The organism is Stutzerimonas stutzeri (assembly GCF_051028275.1).
GTDB lineage: Bacteria > Pseudomonadota > Gammaproteobacteria > Pseudomonadales > Pseudomonadaceae > Stutzerimonas > Stutzerimonas stutzeri_AS.
In genome coordinates this window covers 1,227,859-1,253,972 of record NZ_CP069269.1, presented here as the reverse complement: position 1 = coordinate 1,253,972, position 26,114 = coordinate 1,227,859, and the positions used below count along the sequence as shown (strand labels likewise).

The 26,114-nt window shown below is 60.8% G+C and carries 32 protein-coding genes; 18 read left to right on the top strand and 14 right to left on the bottom strand.

From position 1 onward, the window contains the following. The first annotated feature begins 199 nt into the window (after positions 1 to 199). Entirely contained in the window at positions 200 to 730 is a 531-nt protein-coding gene (locus JQR87_RS05745) for a hypothetical protein (RefSeq protein ID WP_407291743.1), read from the top strand. Position 731: 1 nt separating this feature from the next. On the opposite strand, the gene JQR87_RS05740 is transcribed toward JQR87_RS05745, so the two are convergent. Next, positions 732 to 944, bottom strand: a complete 213-nt coding sequence (locus tag JQR87_RS05740) for a DUF3820 family protein (RefSeq protein WP_102835996.1) — start codon at positions 942 to 944, stop codon at positions 732 to 734. Between the two features lie 187 nt (positions 945 to 1,131). Between JQR87_RS05740 and JQR87_RS05735 the strand changes: the two genes are divergently transcribed. From JQR87_RS05735 to JQR87_RS05720, 4 genes are all read left to right on the top strand, one after another. Next, complete coding sequence (locus JQR87_RS05735; protein WP_407297812.1) at positions 1,132 to 1,665, top strand: ankyrin repeat domain-containing protein; 534 nt, start codon at positions 1,132 to 1,134, stop codon at positions 1,663 to 1,665. A gap of 162 nt (positions 1,666 to 1,827) precedes the next feature. After that, entirely contained in the window at positions 1,828 to 2,817 is a 990-nt protein-coding gene (locus JQR87_RS05730) for an aldo/keto reductase (protein ID WP_407291744.1), read from the top strand. A gap of 173 nt (positions 2,818 to 2,990) precedes the next feature. Then, positions 2,991 to 3,722, top strand: coding sequence for a substrate-binding periplasmic protein (locus tag JQR87_RS05725; protein ID WP_407291745.1), 732 nt, complete (start codon positions 2,991 to 2,993; stop codon positions 3,720 to 3,722). 169 nt (positions 3,723 to 3,891) lie between these two features. Further along, positions 3,892 to 5,115, top strand: coding sequence for an MFS transporter (locus JQR87_RS05720; protein ID WP_407291747.1), 1,224 nt, complete (start codon positions 3,892 to 3,894; stop codon positions 5,113 to 5,115). A 39-nt stretch (positions 5,116 to 5,154) separates the two neighbouring features. On the opposite strand, the gene JQR87_RS05715 is transcribed toward JQR87_RS05720, so the two are convergent. Then, positions 5,155 to 6,177, bottom strand: coding sequence for a MerR family transcriptional regulator (locus tag JQR87_RS05715; protein WP_407291749.1), 1,023 nt, complete (start codon positions 6,175 to 6,177; stop codon positions 5,155 to 5,157). 286 nt (positions 6,178 to 6,463) lie between these two features. Here JQR87_RS05715 and JQR87_RS05710 point away from each other — a divergent pair, with 286 nt between their 5' ends. Continuing rightward, the gene (locus JQR87_RS05710) at positions 6,464 to 7,411 is read left to right on the top strand and encodes an alpha/beta hydrolase (RefSeq protein WP_407291750.1); all 948 of its coding nucleotides are present in this window, start codon (positions 6,464 to 6,466) and stop codon (positions 7,409 to 7,411) included. 22 nt (positions 7,412 to 7,433) lie between these two features. Here the strand turns inward: JQR87_RS05710 and JQR87_RS05705 are convergent, their stop codons facing one another. Continuing rightward, the gene (locus tag JQR87_RS05705; RefSeq protein WP_407291752.1) at positions 7,434 to 8,336 is read right to left on the bottom strand and encodes an alpha/beta hydrolase family protein; all 903 of its coding nucleotides are present in this window, start codon (positions 8,334 to 8,336) and stop codon (positions 7,434 to 7,436) included. 209 nt (positions 8,337 to 8,545) lie between these two features. Between JQR87_RS05705 and JQR87_RS05700 the strand changes: the two genes are divergently transcribed. Together JQR87_RS05700 and JQR87_RS05695 are read left to right on the top strand one after the other, a co-directional pair. After that, positions 8,546 to 8,974 carry a response regulator gene (locus JQR87_RS05700; RefSeq protein ID WP_407291753.1) on the top strand — a complete coding sequence of 143 codons (429 nt, stop codon included), beginning with the start codon at positions 8,546 to 8,548 and terminating at the stop codon, positions 8,972 to 8,974. 10 nt (positions 8,975 to 8,984) lie between these two features. Beyond that, the gene (locus JQR87_RS05695) at positions 8,985 to 9,983 is read left to right on the top strand and encodes a sensor histidine kinase (RefSeq protein WP_407291754.1); all 999 of its coding nucleotides are present in this window, start codon (positions 8,985 to 8,987) and stop codon (positions 9,981 to 9,983) included. A gap of 66 nt (positions 9,984 to 10,049) precedes the next feature. Here JQR87_RS05695 and JQR87_RS05690 read toward each other — a convergent pair whose 3' ends face one another. From JQR87_RS05690 to JQR87_RS05675, 4 genes are all read right to left on the bottom strand, one after another. Beyond that, positions 10,050 to 11,069: an alpha/beta fold hydrolase gene (locus tag JQR87_RS05690; protein ID WP_407291756.1), complete on the bottom strand. Its 1,020-nt coding sequence runs from the start codon at positions 11,067 to 11,069 to the stop codon at positions 10,050 to 10,052. A 242-nt stretch (positions 11,070 to 11,311) separates the two neighbouring features. Next, positions 11,312 to 11,740: a 3-isopropylmalate dehydratase gene (locus JQR87_RS05685; RefSeq protein ID WP_407291758.1), complete on the bottom strand. Its 429-nt coding sequence runs from the start codon at positions 11,738 to 11,740 to the stop codon at positions 11,312 to 11,314. An 85-nt stretch (positions 11,741 to 11,825) separates the two neighbouring features. Then, positions 11,826 to 12,047, bottom strand: a complete 222-nt coding sequence (locus JQR87_RS05680; RefSeq protein WP_407291760.1) for a hypothetical protein — start codon at positions 12,045 to 12,047, stop codon at positions 11,826 to 11,828. Between the two features lie 116 nt (positions 12,048 to 12,163). Next, positions 12,164 to 12,316: a hypothetical protein gene (locus JQR87_RS05675; protein ID WP_407291761.1), complete on the bottom strand. Its 153-nt coding sequence runs from the start codon at positions 12,314 to 12,316 to the stop codon at positions 12,164 to 12,166. Positions 12,317 to 12,514: 198 nt separating this feature from the next. On the opposite strand from JQR87_RS05675, the gene JQR87_RS05670 reads away from it, so the two are divergent. Then, entirely contained in the window at positions 12,515 to 12,907 is a 393-nt protein-coding gene (locus tag JQR87_RS05670) for a hypothetical protein (RefSeq protein WP_407291763.1), read from the top strand. 128 nt (positions 12,908 to 13,035) lie between these two features. Further along, entirely contained in the window at positions 13,036 to 14,301 is a 1,266-nt protein-coding gene (locus JQR87_RS05665; RefSeq protein ID WP_407291765.1) for a DUF445 domain-containing protein, read from the top strand. A 121-nt stretch (positions 14,302 to 14,422) separates the two neighbouring features. Here JQR87_RS05665 and JQR87_RS05660 read toward each other — a convergent pair whose 3' ends face one another. Beyond that, positions 14,423 to 14,869, bottom strand: coding sequence for an HIT family protein (locus JQR87_RS05660; protein ID WP_407291766.1), 447 nt, complete (start codon positions 14,867 to 14,869; stop codon positions 14,423 to 14,425). A gap of 231 nt (positions 14,870 to 15,100) precedes the next feature. On the opposite strand from JQR87_RS05660, the gene JQR87_RS05655 reads away from it, so the two are divergent. Continuing rightward, on the top strand, positions 15,101 to 15,805 hold the full coding sequence (locus JQR87_RS05655) for a glutathione S-transferase N-terminal domain-containing protein (RefSeq protein WP_407291768.1): 705 nt from the start codon (positions 15,101 to 15,103) through the stop codon (positions 15,803 to 15,805). A gap of 4 nt (positions 15,806 to 15,809) precedes the next feature. On the opposite strand, the gene JQR87_RS05650 is transcribed toward JQR87_RS05655, so the two are convergent. From JQR87_RS05650 to JQR87_RS05640, 3 genes are all read right to left on the bottom strand, one after another. Continuing rightward, positions 15,810 to 16,538, bottom strand: coding sequence for an anti-sigma factor (locus JQR87_RS05650; RefSeq protein ID WP_407291770.1), 729 nt, complete (start codon positions 16,536 to 16,538; stop codon positions 15,810 to 15,812). After that, positions 16,535 to 17,110, bottom strand: coding sequence for a sigma-70 family RNA polymerase sigma factor (locus JQR87_RS05645; protein ID WP_407297813.1), 576 nt, complete (start codon positions 17,108 to 17,110; stop codon positions 16,535 to 16,537). Before JQR87_RS05645 ends, JQR87_RS05650 begins: the two co-directional genes overlap by 4 nt. A 100-nt stretch (positions 17,111 to 17,210) precedes the next feature. Next, positions 17,211 to 17,741, bottom strand: a complete 531-nt coding sequence (locus tag JQR87_RS05640; RefSeq protein WP_407291771.1) for a DUF3455 domain-containing protein — start codon at positions 17,739 to 17,741, stop codon at positions 17,211 to 17,213. Between the two features lie 156 nt (positions 17,742 to 17,897). On the opposite strand from JQR87_RS05640, the gene JQR87_RS05635 reads away from it, so the two are divergent. The 4 genes from JQR87_RS05635 to JQR87_RS05620 all read left to right on the top strand — a co-directional run bounded on the left by JQR87_RS05635 (position 17,898) and on the right by JQR87_RS05620 (position 20,491). Beyond that, positions 17,898 to 18,179 carry a hypothetical protein gene (locus JQR87_RS05635; protein WP_407291773.1) on the top strand — a complete coding sequence of 94 codons (282 nt, stop codon included), beginning with the start codon at positions 17,898 to 17,900 and terminating at the stop codon, positions 18,177 to 18,179. Between the two features lie 129 nt (positions 18,180 to 18,308). Further along, positions 18,309 to 18,728 (top strand): YciI family protein, encoded by a 420-nt coding sequence (locus JQR87_RS05630; RefSeq protein WP_407291775.1) that lies wholly within the window; start codon positions 18,309 to 18,311, stop codon positions 18,726 to 18,728. 17 nt (positions 18,729 to 18,745) lie between these two features. Beyond that, positions 18,746 to 19,171: a VOC family protein gene (locus JQR87_RS05625; protein ID WP_407291777.1), complete on the top strand. Its 426-nt coding sequence runs from the start codon at positions 18,746 to 18,748 to the stop codon at positions 19,169 to 19,171. Positions 19,172 to 19,330: 159 nt separating this feature from the next. Further along, positions 19,331 to 20,491 (top strand): DUF1624 domain-containing protein, encoded by a 1,161-nt coding sequence (locus JQR87_RS05620; protein WP_407291779.1) that lies wholly within the window; start codon positions 19,331 to 19,333, stop codon positions 20,489 to 20,491. A 53-nt stretch (positions 20,492 to 20,544) separates the two neighbouring features. Here JQR87_RS05620 and JQR87_RS05615 read toward each other — a convergent pair whose 3' ends face one another. After that, positions 20,545 to 21,504: a helix-turn-helix domain-containing protein gene (locus JQR87_RS05615; protein WP_407291781.1), complete on the bottom strand. Its 960-nt coding sequence runs from the start codon at positions 21,502 to 21,504 to the stop codon at positions 20,545 to 20,547. 131 nt (positions 21,505 to 21,635) lie between these two features. Between JQR87_RS05615 and JQR87_RS05610 the strand changes: the two genes are divergently transcribed. After that, on the top strand, positions 21,636 to 22,253 hold the full coding sequence (locus JQR87_RS05610) for an isochorismatase family protein (protein WP_407291783.1): 618 nt from the start codon (positions 21,636 to 21,638) through the stop codon (positions 22,251 to 22,253). A 58-nt stretch (positions 22,254 to 22,311) separates the two neighbouring features. Here the strand turns inward: JQR87_RS05610 and JQR87_RS05605 are convergent, their stop codons facing one another. Together JQR87_RS05605 and JQR87_RS05600 are read right to left on the bottom strand one after the other, a co-directional pair. Beyond that, entirely contained in the window at positions 22,312 to 23,055 is a 744-nt protein-coding gene (locus tag JQR87_RS05605) for a Mut7-C RNAse domain-containing protein (RefSeq protein ID WP_407291784.1), read from the bottom strand. Positions 23,056 to 23,123: 68 nt separating this feature from the next. Beyond that, entirely contained in the window at positions 23,124 to 23,906 is a 783-nt protein-coding gene (locus JQR87_RS05600) for a sulfite exporter TauE/SafE family protein (protein WP_407291787.1), read from the bottom strand. Between the two features lie 203 nt (positions 23,907 to 24,109). Here JQR87_RS05600 and JQR87_RS05595 point away from each other — a divergent pair, with 203 nt between their 5' ends. Continuing rightward, positions 24,110 to 25,066 carry a ribonuclease Z gene (locus JQR87_RS05595; RefSeq protein ID WP_407291789.1) on the top strand — a complete coding sequence of 319 codons (957 nt, stop codon included), beginning with the start codon at positions 24,110 to 24,112 and terminating at the stop codon, positions 25,064 to 25,066. A gap of 314 nt (positions 25,067 to 25,380) precedes the next feature. After that, complete coding sequence (locus tag JQR87_RS05590; protein WP_407291791.1) at positions 25,381 to 26,031, top strand: DUF4198 domain-containing protein; 651 nt, start codon at positions 25,381 to 25,383, stop codon at positions 26,029 to 26,031. Positions 26,032 to 26,114 lie beyond the last annotated feature (83 nt).

Sequence of the window (26,114 nt, the reverse complement as noted above, 5' to 3'; positions counted from 1 at the left end):
ATGCGATCGTTCATGCCGTGTCTATTATATGAAGGCTATTGTGCACGAAAACTGAACAGAATCTGCAGCGGGGCACGTAAAAGCAGATAAAGGTCATCGAGGCGTAACGGCGAACGCTGCCGTTCAGCAGCAACCAGCACGGCACGGTCTGTCCAGGCTTTCGGTTATCCTTGCATTCCCGTACCGAGGACTGCTTCCAATGAAAGAGCCACTCGCCGAACTGATCCGCCTGATCAGCTCCGGTTGCATGAGCGATGCTGATATCAACCGCGTCGCCGACGAAGCAGCGCAGGCCTACGCCACGCCAGAGGGGTTCTTGCAGGCCAACCCGGATATCAATTATGACGACGAATTCCCCATCCCGCTGGGCGAATGGGTCGTGGTCGGCAGCCTGCCGGATACCGTGCTGTTTCAGGCTGACGACTACCAGACGCTGTTCGAGCAGATTGTCAGTTCGTTCGGCCCGGACGTTAATTTCGTGCTCAAGGCCAAGCAACTGGCAAAGACCGAGCCTGTGAAAGCGCTCAACCGTATCCAGACCCAGCTCAGCAGCCTCTACCCGGAAAAAGGCGGCTACGTGCTGGTCGATTTCAGCGAGCCACTGGACGATGAACTGCAAGCGGTGCTCGTCTACACCAGCGACGTCGAGCGCGTCATGGCGCTGGCTGTGGAGGTCGGCATATACGCAGCGCCGGCATTAGCCGCGCTTCAAGCTGACAGCGAAGGATGACTCAGCGCCGCCGCAGCGGCTCGAGCAGCCCGGACAGGCCGTTATGGTCGATCTCCTGCATCAGCGCCAGCAGCTGACCAAGATCTCCAGGCGGGAAACCGACCCGGGCGAACCAGTTGAGGTAGTTGCCCGGAAGATCTGCGATCAGCCGGCCCTTGTACTTGCCGTAAGGCATCGTCTGGGTCACCAGGCGTTCGAGGTCTTCAGGTTTCATTGCAACGTCACCGATCATGGAGCGCAGATACTGCCATACCCTTGGTGGCCGTGCAGCTTCGCCCATATCGCACATTCGCGCAGCCTATCGGTCGGATAGAAACGCAGTTGCCAGGGCGACTCATCGCTTTGGCAGAATCATGCGTCTTGCGCCGCTGCGCCCATACATGAAAGCCGAGGACATCAAGATGACGGATCAACCGAGCCCCAAGCCCGAACTGGACGACGCTGCACTGGCGTTCGCCGAGCAGGTTTTCGAAAGCGCCCGTACCGGTGATGCTCAGCGTCTTGCGGACCTGCTCGGTCGCGGCTTGCCGGCCAACATTCGCAACCACAACGGCGACAGCCTGTTGATGCTCGCCAGCTACCACGGCCACCTTGAGGCTTCGCGAGTACTTCTGGAAAACGGCGCCGATCCCCAGCTACGCAACGACAAGGGCCAGAGCCCGTTGGCCGGCGCTGCCTTCAAGGGCAATCTGGAAATGACCCGATTGCTGCTCGATCACGGCGCCGAAGTTGAAAGCGCCTCGCCCGATGGCAAGACCGCACTGATGATGGCCGCCATGTTCAATCGCAGCGAGATTGTCGAACTGCTGCTGAAGCGCGGTGCAGATCCGAGGCGCGCCGACTTGAACGGCGTCACCCCTTTGGCTGCGGCACAGGCGATGGGCGCCCAGGATACACCCAGACTGCTCGCCGAGGCACAGGCCGCGCAGGGCTGATCGCGTTCCTGCGATTCGGCTGGTTGGTGCGAGCCTGACTGTCATTCCTACACGTTTATGCTGGTGTGCGGCTGCGCCGCCGCACCCCTTTCGACTGTCGCTGTCTCTACAATTCCCCGGCCATCTGCAGGGCTGTTCGACTTGGATAGATAAGGAGCACGCATGACCATCGAAACGCTATCGATCAAAGGCATCGCCACGCCCGTTTCACGCATCGGCCTGGGCACCTGGGCCATCGGCGGCTGGATGTGGGGCGGCGCAGACGACGACCGCTCCGTCACGACCATTCGCGGTGCCCTGGAGCGAGGCATCAACCTGATCGACACAGCGCCGGTATATGGCTTCGGTCATTCTGAAGAGATCGTCGGCCAGGCGCTTGCAGGCGTGCGTGACCAGGCAGTTATCGCCACCAAGGTCGCTCTGGATTGGGGCGAAGGCGGCCCGCGGCGTAATTCAAGCCCAGCTCGTATCCGCAGGGAAATTGAAGACTCACTGCGGCGGCTACGCACCGACCGCATCGATCTGTATCAGGTGCACTGGCCGGACCCCTTGGTGCCTATCGAAGACACCGCCGCTGAACTGGAAAAGCTGCGCCAGGAAGGCAAAATCCTTGCGATCGGTGTGAGCAATTATTCCACCGAGCAGATGGACGCGTTCCGCAAAATCACACCTCTGGCCTCTGTCCAGCCCCCGTACAACCTGTTCGAACGCGCCATCGAAGCCGATGTGCTGCCCTACGCTCGGGACAATGGTCTGGCCGTGCTCGGATACGGCGCCCTTTGCCGCGGTCTGCTTTCCGGGCGGATGAATACCAGCACCGCCTTCGATGGTGACGATCTACGCAAATCAGACCCCAAGTTCATGGCACCGCGCTTCGAGCAGTACCTCGCAGCGGTCGAGGCATTGAAGACGCTGGCACAGGAACGCCACGGCAAATCTGTGCTGGCACTCGCTATTCGTTGGGTGCTCGATCAAGGACCAACGATCGCGCTCTGGGGTGCGCGCCGGCCGGACCAGTTGGACGGCATCCACGATGCATTCGGATGGTCGCTAAGCCCGCAGGACCTGAAGGACATCGACGCACTGCTCGCCGAGCACATCACCGATCCGGTAGGACCGGAATTCATGGCGCCGCCTACCCGCAAGGCGTAGACATGCGGTTCTGCCTGAATTCGCAACGTCTTCAGGCAGAACCAGAGACTACCCATTTCGCACTATTCATCCAATGAATGGACACTAAGGGAACGAACTCGCGATAATCCGGACCTTTGCGAACATGGACTAACCCTTACAGGGCCGGTCTCCGACGAAGGATCGTTAAAACCGTGCGCGCACTGTTGGTTGCCGTTTCCCTTCTGCTTCTATCCGCCATGACGCAGGCTGCGGAGCGTCCGTTGCGGTTTTCCGTCAGCGACAGCTCAACCATGCCCATGATCCACCTGGAGAACGGCCAGCCTGTTGACGGCATTCTTCACGATCTTCACTCGCGTATCGCCGAAAAGCTCGGACGCAGGGCCGATGAGCTGGTCATGTCAAGGGCACGCATTCAGCCGCTACTGGCCGAGGGCGAAGTCGACGTCAGCTGTTACATGAACCCGGCCTGGCTGGCGGTAGACCACCCCAGTTATCGGTGGAGCGTCCCGTTCATGACTCAGCGCAGCGTACTGGTGGCTCGACCCGAGACGCACCCGGTCAAGCTGTCGAGCTTGCATGGCCAACGGATCGGCACCGTGCTTGGCTTCCTCTACCGTGAGGCGGACGCGTCGTTTCGAGACGGCACCCTGATTCGCGATGACGCACGCACCGAGAATCAGGTACTGGAGAAGCTCGCCGCCGGGCGTGATCGTTATGCAATGAGTACCCAGGTAGCGCTTGATTGGTTCAATCGAAACAGACCGGCTGGACTCAGGCTGAACGTCGTCGACCGGCTGTTGGAATTTTCCATCCATTGCATCGTTCGCGATGAGCCTGACGTCCCGGCACGCGAGATACTCGACGCCATGCGGCAGATGCGAGACGACGGCGAGTTCGACGCGATTCTGGCCAGGTATCGATAACCGTGGCGTCTCAACTGAACGTGCGCGTCGCAGCCACAACAGCCTTCAATGTTGAGGCGAACTTCACCCTACGCTTGCTGCCCTATCTATTCGCTCATCCCCCAAGCCCCAGCGCCGCCTGAACCGAGCGGTGCGTGCCCGTTATTCGAACCATCCCGTTGAGGCACCAATGACCCAAGTGAACGTCACAGGCAAACCGATGCTCTCGGCGCGCGCTATTTTGCTGATCGAACTGGCCCTGGCCATGGGCGGGTTCGCCATCGGTACGGGCGAATTCGCCATCATGGGGCTGATGCCCAACGTCGCGCAGGGCCTCGGGATCAGCGAACCACAAGTGGGCCATGTGATCAGCACCTATGCTCTGGGCGTGGTGGTGGGCGCGCCGCTGCTGGCGATCCTTGGCTCCCGGATGTTTCGGCTGCACCTGCTGTTGCTGCTGATGACATTTTTCGCTGTGGGCAATTTCGCCAGCGCGATGGCGCCGGACTACCACTCGCTGATGGTGTTTCGCTTTATCGCCGGCCTGCCCCACGGCGCCTACTTTGGCGTAGCCATGCTGGTCGCCGCGTCGATGGTTGCCCCCGATCAGCGGGCCAAGGCTGTGAGTCGCGTGCTGGCGGGCCTGACCATTGCCATGTTGATTGGCAACCCCACCGCCACCTGGCTGGGTCAATGGCTCAGTTGGCGTTGGGCGTTCGGTCTGGTGGGCCTGATCGCCCTGCTGACGGTGTTGCTGGTCGCGATCTTTTTGCCACTCGACCGCAGCGAGCCTCGCAACAATCCGATGCGCGAACTGCGTGATTTCAATCGCAAACCGGTGTGGCTGGCGCTGGCCATTAGTTCGATCGGTTTTGCGGGCATGTTCTGTGTCTTCAGCTACCTGGCGCCAACCATGCTGGAGATTACCGGGGTCGGTGAGAACTGGATCCCGGTGGGCCTTGCCGCCTTTGGGCTGGGCGGCATCGTTGGCAACATCTTTGGAGGCTGGCTGTTCGATAAGTTGGGATTCAAGGCCGTCGCCTGGCTGTTGCTGTGGAGCATTGTGGTTCTGCTGATGTTCCCGCTCGCCGCGCATTCGCTGTGGACCATTCTTCCGGCCGCGTTTGCGGTAGGCACAATGGTGTCGCTCGGCCCGCCCCTGCAGACCCACCTGATGGACGTGGCCGGCGAGGCCCAGACGCTTGGCGCCGCATCCAACCATTCAGCCTTCAATGTCGCTAACGCTCTGGGTCCATGGCTTGGTGGATTGGCAATCAGCGCAGGTCTTGGCTGGACCTCGACCGGCTACATCGGAGCCGCTACCGGTGCCATTGGCCTGCTGGTGTTCTGGTGGGCCTGGACCGCAAGCGGTGGTAGCGAAGACACCAGAGGAGCTGCCGCCGCCTGCGATTGAGTTGTAGGCCCTACCGAGCGGAAGGCACCAAGTGAAAGCTCATCCCGTCAGTCCGTCGACAGCCCGGCCGAGATAGCGCAACAGGTTGTCGTCTACCCATGTGCCCTCCCTCAAGCCAGGCTCCTGCTGGTTGGCCTGACGTATCCGCTGCTGTGTCTGCGGATCGTCCCCGGCATAGGCGCGAAACAGCGCCAACCAGCGTCGGGCCAGCTGCTGCACCCTGTCGTCATCGGGTGCCAAGCCCTCCCGTTGAGCCTTGCGTAACTCTGCGATCAACCTGGGCCACTCACGCATGCTCGTCAGATAATGCTTACGCATGAAGGCGAATGCGTCGGCATCCAGGTAATGTTGATAGATAGCCAGTTTGCTCTCGGCAAATGCCTGCAGCACGTAATCGCTGACCTCACGACTGATACCGGTTTGCTGTTGCACGGCCGGTTCGCTCAGATGCATGGCGTCTAGCTTGGCCAACAGCGTGGGGTCGGCCGCGGTGTCGCGCTCCAGCTGCAGCATCCAGCGCCGCGCCAGGTCCAGCGCCTGCGGTTGCTGAGGAGTGACGTCCTCGTGCATCAGCCGCGCCGCCTCTTCTGCCAGCTCGGCCCAGCAGGCATCGCTGGCAGCGTTGCGGTTATAAAACGGCAACTGCCGCAATTCATCTTCAGAAAAATACTGCTCGTACATGTTCATCAACTCTAGTGCTTCCAGCCAGTCGGCAAGTGCCGGCTCCTGTCCCGCAACGCATTGCTGATGCAACTGCGTAAGCCGATCGCGCAGCCTGATCTGCCGTGCGATCTGCTGATCGAGCAAGCCCAACTGTTGCTCGATCACAGTGGAAACCGATCGACCCTGCCGGTCGAGAATTGCCCCGACTTCTGCCAGCGAAACGCCAAGGCTTCGCAGCGCCTGGATCTGCTGCAAACGCGCTACATCGTTGCGGTTGTACAGCCGATAGCCAGCGTCGGAACGCGCGGACGGTCGCAACAACCCGATGTCGTCGTAGTGATGCAAAGTCCTGACGGTCAAGCCGCAACGCCGGGCCAGCTCACCTACTTTCAACTGCATTGCAAAACGCTCCTCGTCCGTACGAGAGTGATGGTCGAGCCTCACGCAACGTGAGGGTCAAGGAGGATCTGGATAGACTTCGTCTCTTTTCTCGATGTTGGTTGTCAGCGGGGCGACCAGCTCCTTTGCGTTTTCCAGCAACAGATCCTGAGCGCCCGCTCATCGAGACAACAGGTCGACACAGCGCAACGCTGCAATCTGTAGTAATGACTTGCCGCCGCTAGCCGCTTGCATGCCCTACCAGCAGAACGCTCAATGGTGCCTTAACCTGAGGTATTACAGCTGCATGTCGAGACTGCCGATTTTCCGCACCAAAACCCGCACACTTATTTCGCTATCCCTAGCCGCAATCCTCGCGCTGTTGCCGGTGGGCTGCTCCATGCTCGAGCAGAAAGAGCGCGAGCTGGTGTTTCGTATCGAGCCCGGCACCGCCAGTTGGTATCGCCGTTTGCCGAGCGGTGTGGAGGAACTGCAACTGAGCACACCTGCGTTCGGTGACAGCCAGACTATCCATGCCTGGTGGTGGCCGGCGGAGGACCAGGACGCGCCGGCGATCCTTTATTTGCACGGTTCGCGCTGGAACCTCACCGGACACCTGTTCCGGCTGGAGCAGATTCGCGCCCTGGGGTTTTCAGTGCTGGCGATCGATTACCGTGGCTTCGGCCAGAGCGTAGGCGAGCTGCCGTCCGAAGCCACTGTCTATGAAGATGCGCGCATCGCCTGGGACCACCTAAAAAAGCTGCAACCGGACGCCGACAAGCGCGTGATCTACGGCCACTCGCTCGGCGGCGCCGTGGCGGTGGACTTGGCAGCCGAGCTTGGCCGTGAAGCCAAACGCCATGACGAAGCGCCGGAAGCACGCGCGCTGATCGTCGAGTCGACCTTTACCAATCTTGCCGATATCGCGACAGAAGTAGCAGACACATCCTGGCCGGTCCGCTGGCTGGTGTCGCAAAAATTCGACTCACTGGAGAAGATCGATCAGGTCGGCATGCCGCTCTTGCTGGTCCACGGAACGGACGACCAATACGTGCCGGCGCGCTTCAGCGAAGAACTCTTCGCCGCCGCTCAGAACCCCAAGCAGCTGCTGCTGATCGAGGGCGGCAACCACAACAATGCCATGCGTGTGGGCCGCAGCGCCTATGCCGAAGCCATCCGGGAGCTGCTGTCCACACCAGTGGAGCACGCTGCGGACAGGCGGGTACCGGAAGAGCTTGAGACCAACCGTAGCTGAGCTGCCTACTGGACGCACTCGCTTAGTAAGCCTGGCACGCGGCCGGTTGCGCCTCGCCTGTCCAGGGGTTCCTGCCCTCCCCGATCCACGCCAGGCTAGCTTGCCAGAACCCGTCTCGGTGGCGTTCGCGGAACAGGTCGAAGTGTCCGACTCGATCCATGCCTAGTGCCGCCGGGCTGAGCCGCACCTGTTGAATTTGAGCGTTGCGGTAGTACGCCAGCCCTCGCGCAATGGCCGATGGCGTGCCGTATTCATCGTCGCTAATGCTCACGGCCAGGATGGGCGCGCTGATTGCAGCGAAGCGTTGCAGCACTTGCGCCCGCTCATGCTCGGGGTAACTTTGCTCCAGTCGTGCCCGGCGAAACGCCCATTCGCGTGCGACACCGGCAGGCAGGTCCTCTAACCAGCCCAAACGCCGCCCCGGAAAGTATCCGCACAACACCGTCAAGGCGGGCATGCAGAGGTGCCATTTAGCGAACATCCGCAGGCGTTGCGGGGCCGCATAGTCGCGCCAGTAGGCAAACTGAGCGCCGACGCTCAGAAAGCGGTCGACCTCGGTAGCGGCCGCAGCGAAACCCGGCAGGAAGCCACCGATGCTGTGACCCACCGCGACCAGCGGCCCGTCGGGATCACGCTGACGCATCCACCTCACAGCAGCGTCGAAATCCAGATCCCCCCAGTCGCACCAGCGGATGGTCGCTTTGCGCAGGCAGGCCGGGCGCGACCCGCCGATACCGCGGTAGTCATACGTCAGCACCGCGTAGCCGCGTTCGCACAGAAAGCTGGCGTAGCGCGCGTAATAGCGTGCCAGGACACCAGTAGCACTGCTGACGATCACCGAGCCGCGTACCTGACCCGGCGGCAGCCAGAACTGCCCAGCGAGCGAATAGCCGTCACGACATTGGAGACTGATGGATTCAGGCATGCGGTCTTCAATCCTCGGTGATTGATGTGACAAGGTCATCAACAACCATAGGCGCCAGAACCATACCCGCCAACGCCCAAACCGTCGTCATCGTCCGAACCAAGGTCCGGATCATTTAATGGTCGCTAGACGCTTAACGGCATTGCTAGACTTCGTGGCTGTCTGCAGTGGCTCTGCAAACGCCCCGTTTCATTTATCGAAAGGCTCTCATGCGCATCCTGCTGGTTGAAGACGATCCTGTCCTCGCGCTAATCGCAGCATCAATGCTGGAAGGCGAAGGGCACGAGATTATTGGCCCTGCCTATGGGGACGAGGAAGCCCTGGCGCTCGCCGAAGGTCACGGCATCGACATCGCGTTAGTTGATATCAACCTGGCGGGACACGATGAAGGCGTTGCACTCGCGCGCAATCTGCGCAAGCACTACGGGATTGCCTCGATGTTCGTCAGCGGTCAGATCGAAGCGGCGCGTAACAACACCGATGCCGCACTGGGGTTGTTGCGCAAACCTTACGAGCCGAGCGATCTCAGCCGCTGTGTAGCGATTGCACAGGCGCTGATCAACGGATTCACCGTGTTACCACAGCCCGTACCGGCTTCGCTTGAAGTCTACTCCCCCGAACTAAGCTGCAATACCTAGGAGCCTAAGCATGGACCAGTCGCAAGAAGCCAGCGGTGAACCGCAGGACGGCATGGGCGAGCGGGAATTTCGTGAGCTTGCCGATAACGCACCGGTAATGATCTGGCGGTCACGCACCGACAAGCTCTGCGACTGGTTCAACAAACCCTGGCAGGACTTCGTTGGCAGAACGCAGGAGCAATTGTTCGGCTACGGCTGGGCAGAAGATGTCCACCCGGACGATTTCGAACGTTGCGTCGCAACCTACAATGCTGCCTTCGATGCCCGCGAAGCCTTCACGATGCCCTACCGACTGCGCCGTGATGACGGGGTCTATCGTTGGTTCCTCGACAACGGCGCGCCTTTTTTTCGCAACGGCAAGTTCGCCGGTTATTTCGGCAGCTGCATCGATATCACCGAGCAGCGAGACCTCGAAGAGCACCAGCGGCTCCTGTTAGCCGAGCTCAACCATCGGGTAAAGAACAACCTGCAGCTGATCATCGCGTTCCTTCAGCTCTCGAAGAACCACGCCAGTGGCGAGGAAGCCAAGACCCTGTTGCAAGGTGCGATCAGCCGAGTTCATGGCGTAGGGGCGGTGCAGGACGAACTGCACAGAAACACCAGCGGAGTTGTCGACCTGGCAGACTACCTGCCTAATCTGGCGCGCAGCGTGGTCAACATCGAACGGGGTGGGGATTACGTCCTGACAACCGAGGCTCAGTCGGTAAAGGTTTCATTCCAGACTGCTTCCAACCTCGGCCTGATCGTCAACGAGCTGGTGATTAATGCGATCAAGCATGGTCAGGGGAATCGTATAACTCTCAAGGTAGGGCGACCGGAGCCGGGACTAGCCGAGATATGCATTGCCGACCAGGGACCCGGCTTCAGCGAGGACGACCTGGCCAGCAACACGCGGCGCGGCGCCGGTAAGGGCAGAGAGCTGGTCGACGCGCTGGCGCACGCGTGTAAAGCGACCGTCATCCGCCGCAATCTCAATGGCGCTCACGTCTGCCTCCGCTTCCCCTGCTAACCGGCGCGCAGCGAGCCAACTGCGCACTGGCTTACGGCATCGTCGCCCTTGCCGTCTTGCTAAGGGTTAGCCCCGCCCGCGCGCCTTGAGTCCATTGAGCAACGCTTCATGGAATACATCCGGCGCCTCGACCTGCGGTGAATGGCCCAGCTCAGGGAAAGGCACCAGCGTCGCGTTGGGAATCATCGCTGCGGCTTTTCGACCCAGCTCGGGGTAATTACCCAAACTCTGAGCGACCTTTTCCGGTGCCCGGTTTGCACCCGGAGCAGTGCGATCCTTACCGCCGATCAGTAGTAAGGTCGGCACACTGAGCGTGTCGAATTCATGAATCACGGGCTGGGTGAAAACCATGTCGGACGTCAGCGCCTGGTTCCATGCGACGATCTCTTTGCCTTCACCGGCGTACATCCCGGCCAGCATGTTGACCCAACGGTCATAGCGCGGCTTCCAGTTACCGTTGTAGTAGAACTTCTCCTGGTAGGCTTTGATCTTCTCGAAGTCCGTCTTCAATTCACTCTGGTACAGCTCCTCGATAGGCGCGTAGGGCACGCCCTTCTCCTGCCAATCCTCAAGCCCGATGGGGTTGACCAGTACCAGCTGATCGACCATGTCCGGGTAGTTGAGTGCAAAACGCGACGCCAGCATGCCGCCCATGGAATGGCCGATCACTGTAGCCTGGTCGACATCCAGCGACTGCAGGAGCGCCCGCGTGTTATGGGCCAGCTGAGCGAAACTGAACTGGTATCGCTCGGGTTTGCTGGAGCTGCAGAAACCGACTTGATCCGGCGCGATGACCCGATAGCCGTTCTGAGACAGCACCGCGATGCTCTCCTCCCAGGTCGCCGCACAGAAGTTCTTCCCATGCATCAGCACGACCGTTCGCCCATTGGCCTTGCCCGCTGGCGCCACGTCCATGTAGCCCATGGTCAACGGCTGACGCTGAGACGAAAGCTCTAAGCGCTTGATCGGATGGGGATAGTCGAACCCTTCAAGATGCGGGCCATAGGTCGGTTGCTGCTCAGCGTGCAGCGTCGGTATCAGGGCGAACCCGGCGACGAACATCAGGGAGGATATGGCTCGTTTCACGCATCGACTCCTGGCGGGCGGCCAATCGGCCGCATGGCATGTAGGGGATTGTGTAAAGCGGTCTGCTGGCAAGCTACAGCCGAGCGCCGAGACGCTCAAGCACAACGGTTGTGCTTATCTGGGAGCACGAAATCTGAGCGAGGTTCGGCGAGGCTGACAGAAGAATGTTTCGTCTTTATACCGGCTCGCGATTCGCACGGCGTGGTCGCATCCTCGCTCCACTATACCGTGATGCAGCCGCGCTACTGGGTATCGACCTGATTGATGTCGAAGCCGATACGGTTGTCGCTGCTGATGCGAAACTGCAGCGTTTCGCCTGGCTCGACGCGCGCGGCCTTTTCGCGGAGCAGGTTGCCCATGCCGCAGAGCGTATCGTCCTCGGGGTCGGACTCAATGCTGACGATGCGCAGGCCGGCTGGAACCTGTAGCCGCACCTGCTCGCCGACATGGATACGTGCAGCAAGCTTGCGATCAATCATCACCGCCACGAAACAACCACCGCCTCGAAGCCCGAAATCCCGGGTCACCACTACCTCGCCACCATTGGCCACGGGGATCTGGTAGCCACGCAGTCGCTCCTCGGGAACGGGTGTGATGTCCTCCGGGTCAGCCTGCCAGGAAGAGCAACCAGCCAACACCAGCAGGGGTATGAGGGCGAGCATCATTCGCATAAGGACTCTCCAGTCAGGTAAGCGAAGCGGTGATGGTATGACAGGTTTGTTCGCTCGCCGTGCGGAAAAGTCACGAATATCTCACCTAACGAGTCGATACCGGATGGCTGCTTCCAGGGTACGGCCGCTCTTCCTCAAGACCGCCATCACGCCGGTAGACCTCCACCGAAGCGGTTCTGCCGGCCATAAGCCTGTCCAGCTCTGTGTACATCTCGTCTTTGGTCACGGTACGCAATACCGTTTCGTGAGATTGCTGATCAGTCAGTTCCCAGCCCATCGGGGTCGGATGTACCTGGTACTTGTCCATGCAGTGCTCCTTCTTATGGCCTGGTCGCCCCGTTTCCAGCGAGAAGACACCAGGCAGATTGCAGCGTTTGACGCACCGACTCTCCCAAATCGGCGCGTTGATCACGGGTCAGCACCCTAGCGGCGGCTGTCGTCGCCGCCTTCGATTTCAGTGTCGTCGAAATCCGGATCCTCGCCTGCCTCCTTTTCGCCAGCGTCGGTCATGGTGACGTCCGGCAGGTCCTCGGCCGGCTTGTTCTGCTCGCGCGGAGTCTGGTCGCTCTGGCTCATGGCTACCTCGTTGCATGGTTCGAAGGGTCTAGCCCATTTGAGCAACAGCCGGTGGACGGCGTTCGTCAGTCCGGGCACCGGCGGTCCGATCAGCCCTCGGCGGTAAAAGAATCCGTCGCCCTACCAACTTGAGATTGCAGCGACCCCGGTACTCAACCACACTGCCGACAATCCAATCCTTAACCGGAGCTGCCTGCCATGCCTGCCACCCAAACCCTTTCGCGCGACGCCATCCTGGCCGACCCGGATGCACTCAGCTGCACCATCTACCGCGCTCACGAAACAGACCCGGACGGCGAAGAACGCGATATGGGCGATGCCCGCGTGCTCATTACCGGGCAATTCGAGCCGCCCCAGGAGTGGGACGCCAAGGCGCGCGCCGACTATTTCGACGGCATGCCGGAGGACGCCTTCTTCACCGCAGTGTTTGCCAGTGAGCACGGCTCCGATTCCAAGGGTTTCTTCACCGTCGAGGCGGACGACTACGCGGCCGTGACCGAACAGGACGGCACCATCTCCATGTTCTACGTCTGCGAGCGCCTGGAAGACGACAGCTACGTATTGCTGCGTGAGGAAGACGACGAGGTGTAAGCCGCACGCCTGCGGACGTCGAACCCTCAGCTCGCTAACCGGGTCTGCTCTATATGGGCAGGCCCGTCGGCCCCGACTGACAGCCTGAGCACCTACTGCATACACCACTCGCCGCAAAGAGGAATCGCATGAGCCCTCTGCAACGCCGCTGGCAATCCCCTGTAACGCGTATGAAGCTGGTCGCCGGCCTGCTCCTGCTACTTGCCGCGCTGCTCTACGTGATTGCGACCGCCATGGAGCCGCGCCACCCTGCCTGGGGCTATCTCGCCTCCTTCGCTGAAGCGGCAATGGTCGGTGCGATTGCCGACTGGTTCGCCGTGACAGCCCTGTTTCGCCATCCGCTCGGCCTGCCGATTCCGCACACGGCGATCATCCCGCGCAGCAAGGCGCGCATCGGGCACAACCTGTCGACGTTCATTACCACTCACTTCCTCTCCACGCCCATGGTGCTCGCCAGGCTCGAAGCACTGGACATTGGCGGCCGACTGGCCAACTGGCTGCGTCATCCAGCCAATGCCGAAGCGGTTGGCCGTCAGCTCACCGGCATGGCGAGGTTCGGCGTCGGGTCCCTGCATGACGAGCGCGTGCAGGCCTTCGTTCAGGCTAAGCTGATCAGTCGCGCCCGCAAGGTCGACCTCGCCCCGATCTGTGGTCAGGTGCTGGAAATGCTTACGCGCCAGGGCAAGCACCAGGCGATGCTCGACGAAGCGCTGATAAAGGTCGATGCGTTGCTGCAAGACGACGACACCCGTGCGCTGGTCGCCGACGCGATCACGGCTGAAGTCCGGACGCTGCGTTATCTGGGTCTTGGCAAGGCTGTCGGCGGCTGGTCGGCCAACAAGTTCGTCGACGGGGTATCAGCCGTTATCGCGGAGATTGCGAGTGACCCTGACCATCCTCTGCGTGAGCGCTTCGACGAGCACGTGGCTGAATACATCGATCGCCTCAAGCATGACCCAGCCTATCGCCTGGAAGTCGAGCGAATCGTCGCTCAGCTGCTGGAGCATCCCGCTACCACCGACTACCTGCGCACGCTCTGGCACGAGCTCACCGAGTGGCTGGAAGCGGATCTGGAAAGCGCGGATTCCCGTATCGGCAAACGGATCGTCAGCATGACCAAAGGCTTGGGTGACTCGCTGATCGCCGACAATGCCATGCGAACCTGGATCAATGAGCAGTTGATGGCCGTTGCGCCGAGCCTGCTTGAGCGTTACCGCGGACAGATCGGCAAGTACATAGCCCAGCGCGTGGAAAACTGGGAGAGCCGCGAGCTGGTCGAGCAGATGGAACAGAGCGTCGGCAAGGACCTGCAGTACATCCGCATCAACGGCACCCTCGTCGGCGGACTGGTCGGGCTACTGTTGCATGCTTTGACGCAGCTGGCGGCGGGTTAAGAGCGCTGCGAGCTTGCCAGTGCCGTTTTCAGCGCCAGCCCAGAAAGCGCTTTGCATCCTCTCGTAGCCGCGTTGGTTGCGGCTACGACCGGAACGAAAGCGGTGTCGGTTCTGCTCTGGATCAGCGTTCGAGTTCGGCGAGCTTGCCCACCAGCCGCGCCTGTAGCTTTTCCAGCGCTGCCGGATCGGCCTTGCCCGCCGCGTGAATACCGAGTCCCTCACCGGAGTAACGCGGGACGATGTGCACATGGATATGAAACACCGTCTGCCCAGCGGGCGACCCGTTGAATTGGGCAATCTGCACGCCGTCAGGCTGCAGCTCATCGACGATCACGCGTGCCAGCTTCTGCGCTATGACCATCACCTTACACAGCGCTTCGGTATCGACGTCAAGGATATTGCACGCCGCCGAGCGCTTCGGAATCACCAGTGCATGTCCATAGGACTGCGGGAAAAGATCGAGGAAGGCGAGAACATCGTCATCCTCATAGAGCTTGTAGCAAGGCGCATCGCCGCGAATGATCTGAGCGAAGATGTTCTGCGGGTCGTAAGGGGTTGTCAGGGACACGTGCGACGCTCCGTGGCAAGGTGGGAACACGAACCATAGCGGGCGCCGATGCTCGTGCAAAGCGGTGCCTGCAATTACGTTGGGTTGTCGGCCCGCCTGAGAACCACCCCAACCGACAGCTTCGCTAACCGCAACGAGGACAGACCGCGGCTGTCCGAATGAGAGCAGCCAGATGCGCCGTCGCAATACAGCGCTCTGTTTTCATCGTCGACATGCCTTGAGGAGCGACCGATGCACGACCTATCCACCTTCACGATTACCCAGAAATGGCCTGCCAGTTACCCGGATCGCCTGCAGCTGTATTCGCTGCCAACGCCCAACGGGGTGAAGGTGTCGATCATGCTGGAGGAAACTGGTCTGCCGTACGAGGCGCATCTCGTCAGTTTCGAAAGCGGTGACCAGCGCTCCGACGAATTTCTTTCGCTGAACCCGAACAACAAGATTCCGGCGATCCTCGACCCCAACGGGCCGAACGGCGAGCCGCTGGCGTTGTTTGAGTCTGGTGCAATCCTGCAGTACTTGGCGGACAAGACTGGTCAGCTGATGCCCGAAGATGCCGCAGCCCGCTACGAGACCATTCAATGGTTGATGTTCCAGATGGGCGGGGTCGGGCCAATGTTTGGCCAGCTCGGCTTCTTCCATAAGTTCGCAGGCAAGGATTACGAAGACAAGCGCCCGCGCGACCGTTACGTCGCCGAAGCCCAACGTCTGCTGGGCGTGCTGGACAAGCGCCTGCAGGGTCGCGAGTGGCTCATGGGTGGCCGCTATAGCATCGCCGACATTGCCACTTTCCCCTGGGTACGGGGCCTCGTGGAATTCTACGAAGCACGCGAATTGGTGGAGTTCGAGCGCTTCGTCAACGTGCAGCGGGTATTGGATGCCTTCGTCTCGCGGCCGGCGGTAGCCAAAGGGCTGAACATTCCAGCTCGAGGCTGAGCCGTCAGATCACCTTGGCTGCCCGCCCGATGAACTGGATCGGCCCGGTCGGCAGCCCGGTCGGTGAACCTGTGGGCTGTTCCAGCGTCAGTTCGAACAGCTGGTTGGGCTGCAACGGAGGTAGATCGTCGAGACGAATCCTCACCGGCTCGCCTGGTTTGACCAGCCCTAGGGAGACAGGTGCCCGCCAGCCATCAGCCTTGGTCCAGAGCTGTAGCGCCTTGTCCGGCGGCAATTCGGTGACGCCCAGCGGGATCAGCTCGATTTCACTCGTCCGGCTGCTGGCCTGCACCACCCAGCCGGGGGACAGGTCCTGCGGAGCAGCGAGCACGACGAGCCAGGTTGGCGTGGGCTCAGGCGACAGACGCGTCATCAACAAGGCGCCAAGCACCAAGGTGGCGGCCATGCCGGCTGCAGCGAAGCCACGCCACAACGACAGGCTGTCCCACCAGCTGTTCCGGCGTGCCGGTACAGCCGGAACGATTTGACGATTCAATTCGTCGAGCGTTCGCTGGATACGACTCCACAAACGCGGCGAAGGAGTCTGCGGTTCGACCAGGTCAGTCAGATGAAGCAGCCGCGATTCCCAGTAATCGACTGCCGATTGCAGCTCAGGCTCGACGGCCAGGCGCTTTTCGACCCCTTCCCGGTCTTCGGCTGAGAGGGTTCCAAGCACATATTCACCAGCAAGCTCGTGCAGTGTTTCGCGTGGATCCTTGGGTTCGTTGTTCATCCGATGCACTCACGAAGGGCCGTCAGGCTACGGCGAATCCAGGCTTTTACGGTGCCCAGTGGCGCGCCCAGGCGTTGGGCGATCTCCTGATGCGAATAGCCGTCGACGTAAGCGTGAAATACGCAATTGCGTCGCACCGGTTCAAGTTGTTCGAGGCAGGCTTCGATCCTGCCGGGGTTCACGCGCCAATCGAAGGCGTCGTCGGCCTGTGCCTGCCAACCCTCTATGGTGCCATGCTCCATGTCGCCCTCCTCGTCCTCTTCCATCTGGACATGGCGGGCATTGTTACGGACGGCATTGAGGGCCAGGTGGCGGGTCAGGCTGAAGATCCAGCCGCGACCCGAGCCGCGGGTCTGGTCGTAAGTGGCAGCTTTATTCCAGATGCGAATGAAGGCGTCATGCACGATGTCTTCAGCGAGGGCCGAGTCGCGCACGATGCGTTGCACAACGCCAAGTAGTCTCGGACTTTCCTGCTCATAAAGCCGCTGCAATGCTGAACGCTCGCCGCGCGCGCAGGCGCGCAGTGCCGCTTCGTAATCGAACAAGGGGGGCTGCGCCACGTGATCCGACATCCGCTGGTTATCGACACCCCCGGCGCACGCAGGCCGGGGAGTCAAAGCATAGAGGTGATCGGCGCTCATATCGAGCGGCTTTTCACCCGCTGCGCTTTATTCACTTGCTAGCCCAGAACAGGTAGTCGGCCTGGTAATCGACGACCTGGCGCTCGCCTTCGTTGGCCGCTGTGCACGCCTTGGCCGGCGCCACGCCGCCCTTGGTCGCGATGCGCTGGATGTAGCTGACACCGGTCATGGCGCCTTTGCCTTCGGCAGGGTTGGCCTTGACCAACTGATGCGGGATGTTGCCCTCGCCAGCCGGCGCGATCGCGACCTGAGTGCCGGTCACCTTGGAGCCATCCATCGACTCCCAAGTCGCGGGCGGGCCGTAATAAGTACCGACCTGCTTGCCGCTGCGGTCATTGAGCGCGGCCTTGGGGCCCATGAACACCCATGCCATCTGACCGGGCATGTCGGTCTTGGCCTGGCATTCATAGGTGATCTGGCCGACGCCGACCGTTTCCATGGCGATCTTATGGCCATCCGGTACGCGCACGGCTTCCGGCACGTCCATCTGGGCGAAGGCGCTGGCAGAGCAGCCGAGGGCCAGGGTCAGACCAGTCAGGCAGAGGATCTTTTTTGCGTCCATTTTCATGTCTCCGGGTAGGGATCGGATTGGGCGACTGTGGAGCCGCTACCTGTACTACCCACCAGCCAGACGATTGGATGCAGTGAATTTGAAAAATATTCTGCTTAGCTATGTACGTGATCTGTCTTGCCGCTTGTCACCCTTCAGAGAGCCACGATGCCCTACCTGACGACCCTGGAGTTCCCGACCATCGAGCATCAAGCCTATGAAGCGCTCTGCGCAAGGCTAGCACCGAGCGGGCCACCGCCTGGCATCCTCTTTCACTCATGCGCTGCGGTACCCGGCGGCTGGCGCATTACCGATCTTTGGGAGAGCGAAACCGCGTTCGATCAGTTCGTCGACGCATCGCTGCTACCTGCTGCCCGCACATTGGGTTGGCCAGAGCCGTCGCGCAGGGAATGTCTCGCCACCCATCATGCAGGCATGGTTCAGGGCTGAACTGACACGCCGCTTACCGATGAAGATGACATTGGTTGTCGATTCCGCCTGGCTCGGAACGACTAGCAGGAAGGACCGGCTGATTCGCTTAAATCCTGGCTGTGCTCCGTTACTCGAGGAACCGAAGCGATGCGATTCATGGTGATGATCAAGGCCAACGCGCAAACCGAAGCAGGTGAGATGCCCAGCGAAGAGGTGCTAGCAGCAATGGGCCGTTACAACGAAACCCTGGCGGATGCAGGCGTGCTGCTCGGTGGCGAAGGCTTGCACCCCACCAGCCGAGGTGCGCGGGTGCGCTTCGATGACGGCCACTGTTCGGTCATTGATGGCCCCTTTGCCGAGACCCGCGAACTGATTGCAGGGTTCTGGCTGTTCCAGACGGCCTCGTTGCAGGAGGCCATCGATTGGGTGAAGCGCTGTCCGGTGTCCGCGATTGGCGAATCGGAAATCGAGGTTCGCCAGATTTTCGAGGCTGAGGACTTCGGCGCTGAGTTCACCGATGAATTGCGCGAGCAGGAAGACCGCCTGCGCGCAAAGATCAGTCACTAACTGACAGGAGCCCCCCTATGAAAATCACTCCCTATCTCACCTTTGATGGCCAGACCCGCGACGCATTTACACTCTACCAGAGGGTACTGGGTGGCGACCTCGAGATGATGACCTTTGCCCAGGCGCCCGAGACGGAGCAGTTCCCAGCCGAACACCGTGAGCGGATCATTCATGCGTGTCTGAGTCTGGGCCAATTCCGGCTGATGGCGTCCGATACCATGCCCGGGGACCCGGCGTGCGGGGGCGGCGTTTACGAAGGCATCAAAGGTTGCTCGATTTCCTTGCATCCGGAAAGCATCGAAGAAAGTCAGCGCTTGTTTGACGGCTTGGCAGAAGGCGGACAGGTGGTGATGCCGCTGGAAAAGACCTTCTGGGCCGAACGCTTCGGCATGCTGACTGACCGCTTTGGCGTGTCATGGATGATCGACTGCGAACCCGCTTAGCGACCGCCCGCCACAGCCGCGGTTACCTCAGGCCGCCCGCGAAGTAGCAGAGCAGCTAATCACTGATTGGCTGCTCGGCGCATTTGTTATAACGTATCGCGCCCGTACTTTGCGGCGCAGCATTGCGCTCGCGCCTCGTAAGCCCGTTGTGAGCGTTTCATGCCTTCTCCATCTGTTTCCCCACCTTCGACACGCCTGCTGTCGATCGACGCGCTGCGCGGTCTGGTCATCCTGTTCATGCTGCTCGACCACGTGCGCGAGACCTTTCTGCTGCACATGCAGGTCACAGACCCTATGGACGTGGCTGTGACTGAACCTGCCCTGTTCTTCAGCCGCACCCTGGCGCACCTCTGTGCACCGGTATTCATCTTTCTGACCGGACTGTCGGCATTTCTGTTTGGTGAGAAACATGCGGGCCGGGCGGAAGTGTCGAGCTTTCTGCTTAAACGTGGCCTGTTCCTGGTGGTCCTGGAGTTCACACTGGTCAACTTCGCCTGGACGTTCCAGTTCCCGCCAAGCGTGATTTACCTCCAGGTGATCTGGGCCATCGGCCTGAGCATGATCGCGCTGTCAGCACTGCTCTGGTTGCCGCGTGGACTGCTGGCAACGCTGGGCCTGATGATCATTGCCGGGCACAACCTGCTCGATCCGCTGCACTTCGCCGACGACTCGCTGATGCATATCCCCTGGGCCATTCTGCATGACCGTGGCTGGATCGAGGTTTCGGAAAGTTTCCGGCTGCGCACCTCTTACCCGCTGCTGCCCTGGATCGGTGTGATCGCGCTGGGCTATGCGATAGGCCCATGGTTCGCCCGCGGTGCTGACCCAGTCGCGCGTCAGAACCGACTGCGCAATTTCGGCCTCGGCGCGTTGCTGGCGTTCGTCGGGCTGCGGCTAGTCAACGGTTACGGCGAGCGCACCTGGACTGTCGGAGAAACGGGCATGCAAACGCTGATGAGCCTGCTCAACGTCACCAAGTATCCGCCGTCGCTGCTGTTTCTTTGCCTGACGCTGGGGATCGGTCTGTTGCTGCTTCTGGCTTTCGAGCGCAGCCAGACACGTCGCTGGATGCGACCGCTGACGGTATTCGGTGCCGCGCCGATGTTCTTCTACCTGCTGCACCTCTATGTGCTGAAATTGCTCTATCTGGCAGCGGTGGGCATCTTGGGGCACAACCAGGGAAGCTACTACGGCTTTGACGTGGTCTGGCCAATCTGGATGTGTACGGTCGTCCTGGCGGTCGTACTATTTCCCGCGGTGCGCTGGTTCGCCGATCTGAAAGCGCGCAGACGAGATATTCGGTGGCTCAAGTATCTGTGACACATAGGCGACAGGCTCAGGCGATCCAGCGAAAAGGCCACGTGGCACATGCACTATCGGGGGTCCTGGCCCCGGAACGTCTCGCGATAATGCTTCGGCGAAACACCCAGTGCCTTGCTGAAATGCTGACGCAGGGAAACCTGGGAGCCGAAGCCGGCCAGTGAGGCAATGGCGCTGATGGGCTGATCGGTGGTCTCCAGCAGGCGCTGGCTCATGGCCAGTCGCTCGGCCAATAACCAGCCCCCGACAGTCGTACCGGTGTGCAGCCGAAAGTGTCGGGTGAAGGTACGCCGGCTCATCATGGCCTTATCGGCCAAGCTGTCCAGCGTATGGGGCAAGTGCAGCGTAGCCCGCGTCCAATCGAGGAGTTCTCCGAGGCGCGTATCGCGGCGATTCACCGGCATGGGTTGTTCGATGAACTGCGCCTGACCGCCTTGGCGATGGGGTGACATCACCAGCCGCCGCGCTACTCGGTTGGCAACCTCGGCGCCCCAGTGTTTACGTAGCAGATAGAGGCAGCAGTCCAGCGCCGCGGCTGTGCCTGCAGAGGTCAGGAGGTTGTGCTCATCCAGGTAGAGCACGTCCGCGTTCACCTCGATGGCTGGAAATCGGGTTTTGAAATGCTCGACCCATGCCCAGTGAGTGGTGGCGCGACGACCTTCGAGCAAGCCGGTCGAGGCCAGAACATAAGCACCCAGACAGAGCCCGACGAGGGTAGCACCGCGTGTGTGGGCGGCTATCAGCGCATCGAGCAACGCCGCTGGAGGTGATTCGTCAGCATGACGCCAGCTCGGCACGATCACCGTCTGCGCCCGCTCCAGTGCTTCCAGCCCGCAGGTGACCTGTAATGCGAAACCGGCGGTGGTGCGCAAGGGTCCCGGCTCCGCAGCACAGACGTCGACAAGGTAGCCCTGCTCCCGCGAACCTTCATCGCCAAATACCAGGCAAGGCACAGACAGGTGAAACGGGCTGATCTGGTCAAAGGCCACGACAGCAATTCGATGCGGTTGCATCACGACGCCTCTGGGTAAATGCGTTGGAAAAAAGATTGGCCCGATCCTAACACAAGCTGTCTTACGGGCCACTCACGTTCTCCACTGAGCAGCGCCACAATGGCGCGACATCCACTGCTGAGAGACGCAACATGAGCCAGAAACGCGCATTGATCGTAATCGACGTACAGAACGAATATGTCACAGGCAACCTGCGCATTGAGTACCCGGACGTGCAGCTGTCGCTCGGTAATATCGCACGAGCCATGGATGCGGCACGGGCTGCCGGGATCCCAGTCGTGGTTGTGCAGCACCTCGTGGCAGAGAACTCACCATTATTCGCGCGCGGCAGCCTGCAGGCCGATCTGCACCCAACGGTCGCCGAACGCCCTTTCGATCTCCACGTAGAAAAAACCCTGGCCAGCGCCCTGAGCCATAGCGAACTCGGGCCTTGGCTGCGCGATAGGCAGATCGACACCCTGACGGTGGTGGGCTACATGACCCACAATTGCGACATCTCCACGGTGCTCCAGGCACACCATGAGGGCTGGAAGGTGGAGCTCCTGCACGATGCCAGTGGCTCGGTGCCTTACCAGAACGCCATAGGCAGGGTTAGCGCAGAGGAGATTCACCGAGCCTTCACAGTGGTGATGAATACCGGTTTCGCTGCGGTTGTGACCACTGACGAGTGGTTGCAAGCCGTTCGGGATGGGCAGGCGCTTTCACCGGACAATATCTATCAGTCCAATCAGCGAGCCGTGCAGCGCTGAACCGCTGAGTGGAAGATTCCAGAGAGCTGTGACGGCGCCAACTGGTACGTACGGCGCGCTAGTCATCGAGCGTCAGGGAGTCGAGCAAGGCGCGCATGTCCTGCCAGTGCGTGCCCTCCCAGAAAATCCGACCGCACTGACCACAGGCGAGAAAATGCTCATGACGAGCCTGGACTCGCGGCGGTAGACGGTTGAGTACCGTTTGTTTTTCCACTGCCTGCAAAGGCGCGTTACAGCTCATACACAGGCTGAACGGACGCGCCTGGGTTGCCAGATCGAGACGGTGATAGACCTCGCGCAGCTGCGCCTGCGGCTTTAACGCCTGCACATAGCAACCATGAACCACGTTTCGACGCATCAGCAACGGTCGGTCTCGGGTCAGCAATGTCCGGCCTTCACGATTGGCCAGCTCAGCCATCACCGCATCGTCGTAGTGGTTGTCGTAGAGCGTGTCGAAACCAGCCATACGCAGCAGGCGTGCCAGGCCGCCGAGGTGCGCGTCTGCGACGAAACGCAGCGGGCCAGGCGGCAATGCTGGCGACGCCGATAGGTGCCCAAGATCCAGTTGCTCGAATTTGGGATACACGGTGATCCGGTCGCCGTTGCGGATCGGTCTATCGAAACCAGCAGGCTCCCCGTTGGCGAGCACCAGCGCCACCTCGGTATGCGGTACGCCGAGGGCTTCGATCATATGTTTGGTCGTGGCGGACTCAGCGCAGATGCAGCTGAACGCCTGCCCGCGGCGCTCGGCTGGAAGAAATGCATTCAACCTAGCGTAGAAACGAAACGTCGCGCTCGTCATGCGTCTGGCAACGTCCGCTGCGCGTAGCTAATAGCGCAGCACGTCGCGCCCCCGAAGTAGGCTGTAGATCAGATCAGCTTATAACCGATCATGGCCAGCATGACAGCCAGGCAAGGCCGGAGCACGGAATCAGGAACACGACCGGACAGGTTGCTGCCGAGGTAGATACCCGGCAATGAGCCCATCAGCAGATAGGCCAGGATTGTCCAGTCCATGTTGCCCATGCTGGCGTGGCCGAGGCCAGCCACCAGGGTCAGCGGCACCGCATGCGCGATCTCGGTGCCTACCAGACGGCGGGTTGCCAGCAGGGGGAAGAGGAAAAACAACGCTACGGTACCCAGCGCACCTGCGCCGATCGAGGTCAGGGTCACCACCGACCCCAGCACCATGCCGACAATGGCGGTCAGGATGTTTAACCCGCGCGGCGACAGTCGGGGCGTTGGGCCCGACAAGCGAGCGGCAACGGCCAGCAGGCGCTTCTTGAACAGGACCGCTAGAGCAGTGAGCACCAGCACGATGCCAAGCGAATGCCTGATGATCGCATTGAGCGCCTCTTGATCCGTGAGCAACCCTTTCAATAGCCAGAGCGTCAGCGCTGCGGCCGGCACGCTGCCCAAGGCCAGCCAGCCGGTGATGCTCCAGTCGATATTGCGGTTCTTCTGGTGGACCCAGACCCCGCCGGCCTTGGTAATCGCGGCGTAAAGCAGATCAGTACCGACCGCGACAGCCGGATTGACGCCGAACCACAGTAGAATCGGGGTCATCAACGAGCCGCCGCCGACGCCTGTCATGCCAACGATAAAGCCAACGAGCAGGCCTGCTACCACAAAGCCGATTACACCGAATTCCATCATCTGCTTCCGATTCAAGGCCCCACGCGGACCGCGTCAAAGGCTGGCAGCATAGCGGTCTGATTTAGCAATCCCCAATATAAGTTCGTGCTTTCTTAGTAACTAAAAGATATATGCGCTTGATGCCTCGCCAGATGAAGCGCAGGTTTATTCCATGGAACGCTATTGCCATACTGACGCCACGACACCGCACGAGCCCTTCCATGGACCTGATCTTTCTTGGCACCTCGTCCGGCGCGCCGACCAAAGCCCGCAATGTCAGCGGCGTGGCCCTGCTGGAAGATAGCGGTAAAGGCTGGCACCTGATCGACTGCGGCGAGGCCACGCAGCACCAGCTGCTGCATACGCCGCTAACGCTGCACGGCCTGCGTGCCATATTCATCACCCACGTTCATGGCGACCACTGCTATGGTTTGCCGGGGCTGTTGGCGAGCGCCGGCATGGCGCGCCGACAGGAACCGCTGGAGATCATTGCTCCGGCAGCCCTCGAGCACTGGATACGAAGCACGCTGGACATGAGCCAGAGCTGGCTCCCCTATGAACTCAGATTTCACGCAACCGAAACCTTCGCGGGCTGGCGCAACCCACAGGTGCAAGTAGAAGCCACCCTACTCTCCCACCGCGTACCGAGCTGGGGCTATCGGTTTACCGAAGCGCATGCCGATCCGCGCCTGGACACCGATAAACTTGACCGGGACGGCATACCCCGCGGTCCACTCTGGGGTCAGCTCGCACGCGGTCTAGCGGTCGAACATGAGGGCCAGGCGCTATGCGGCGCAGACTATCTGCTCCCGACGCGCCAACCACGCCGTATCGTCGTCGCGGGTGACAACGACCGGCCGGCGCTTCTGCGCGAGACTTGCCAGGGCGCGCATGTGCTCGTCCATGAAGCCACCTACACCCAGCCCGTTGCCGATGCAGGCAAGTTGGAGTTCGGCCACAGCACCGCTGCCCAGGTGAGCGCCTTTGCACAAGATGCAGGCATACCCAACCTGGTACTGACGCACTTCAGCGCCCGATATCAAAGCGTTCCGGGGCGAGGGTTATCGATAGAGGACATTCGAGCAGAGGCTCGCAACAGCTACAGCGGGAATCTGGTGCTGGCAGAAGATTTGTTGCGGTTGAGCCTCGGTAAGGACGGAATCATGAAGCCGGCATGAGCAATACCCACCCAAGCGCCAAGCAGCATGCATGTCACCAAATGAGAAACGCAAACATACAATAAAGCCATGCGTTTGCGAGGAAGTCTCGTTACATCATGATCTCAACAACCTAGGCTTGAAGTCCTGGTGCGGGTTCGCCGAGGTAAAAGCGGCGGCGAGGCATCAACGAAAACCCGGTCAAGCCTCGGCTTGCCATCGCTTCAGCCTGGATCTTGCCGCACTGCAACAACGAATCGAAGGTCGTCAATCCAGGGAAACTCTTCAAGCGCTGCGCCTGACGCCCGCTTCAGCCCAATCGAACAGGAACCACAATGATCAAACCCATCGTCAGTTTTGTCTTGCTCGGCGCACTTGCGCTGCCCTCCTATGCCCACGAACTCTGGCTGGAACGCGAAGGCAGCGGGCCCGTCAAGGTATTCCTTGGCGAACCGGACCAGGACGTGATCGAAAAAGGGGAAACCGTTGTGGCGCTGGCGCCGAACACCCGTATCATCACGCCCGATTCCGCCAAACAGGCTGCAATCACTGCCAAACAGGACCATCTTGAGGCGAGCATTGACGGGACCGGCACTGTGCGAGTCGTCAACGACCAGGTCTGGAAGCCTTGGGAGAACGACAAAGGTGAAGTCAAGGCAGCCCTGATGCACGCCCGCTGGGGTCGCAGCGAGACTCAGGCCGAGATGGATCTGGAACTGGTCCCGGTCAAAGCCGAAAGCGACGACTTCACGCTGTTGTTCAAGGGCCAACCCCTGGCGGATAACGACGTCATGCTGATAACCCCCGAGAACGAGGCGCAACCGATGAAAACCGACAAGCAGGGCCGGGTCCAGCTGTCGATAGATGCTCCAGGCCGCTACATCCTGGCCGCCGGTCATGAAACGCCAGCCAACGGCCAGCGCGTGGCAGGGCAAGAGGTGGACAGGCTTTACCACGGCACTACGACCAGCTTCGTCGCTGAATAAGCGACGCTCGCGAGCAACGCCCATGACTGCGAAAGCGGGCTAACACCTTCTGGGTGAGCCGACGAAACGGGTCGGCTCACCTC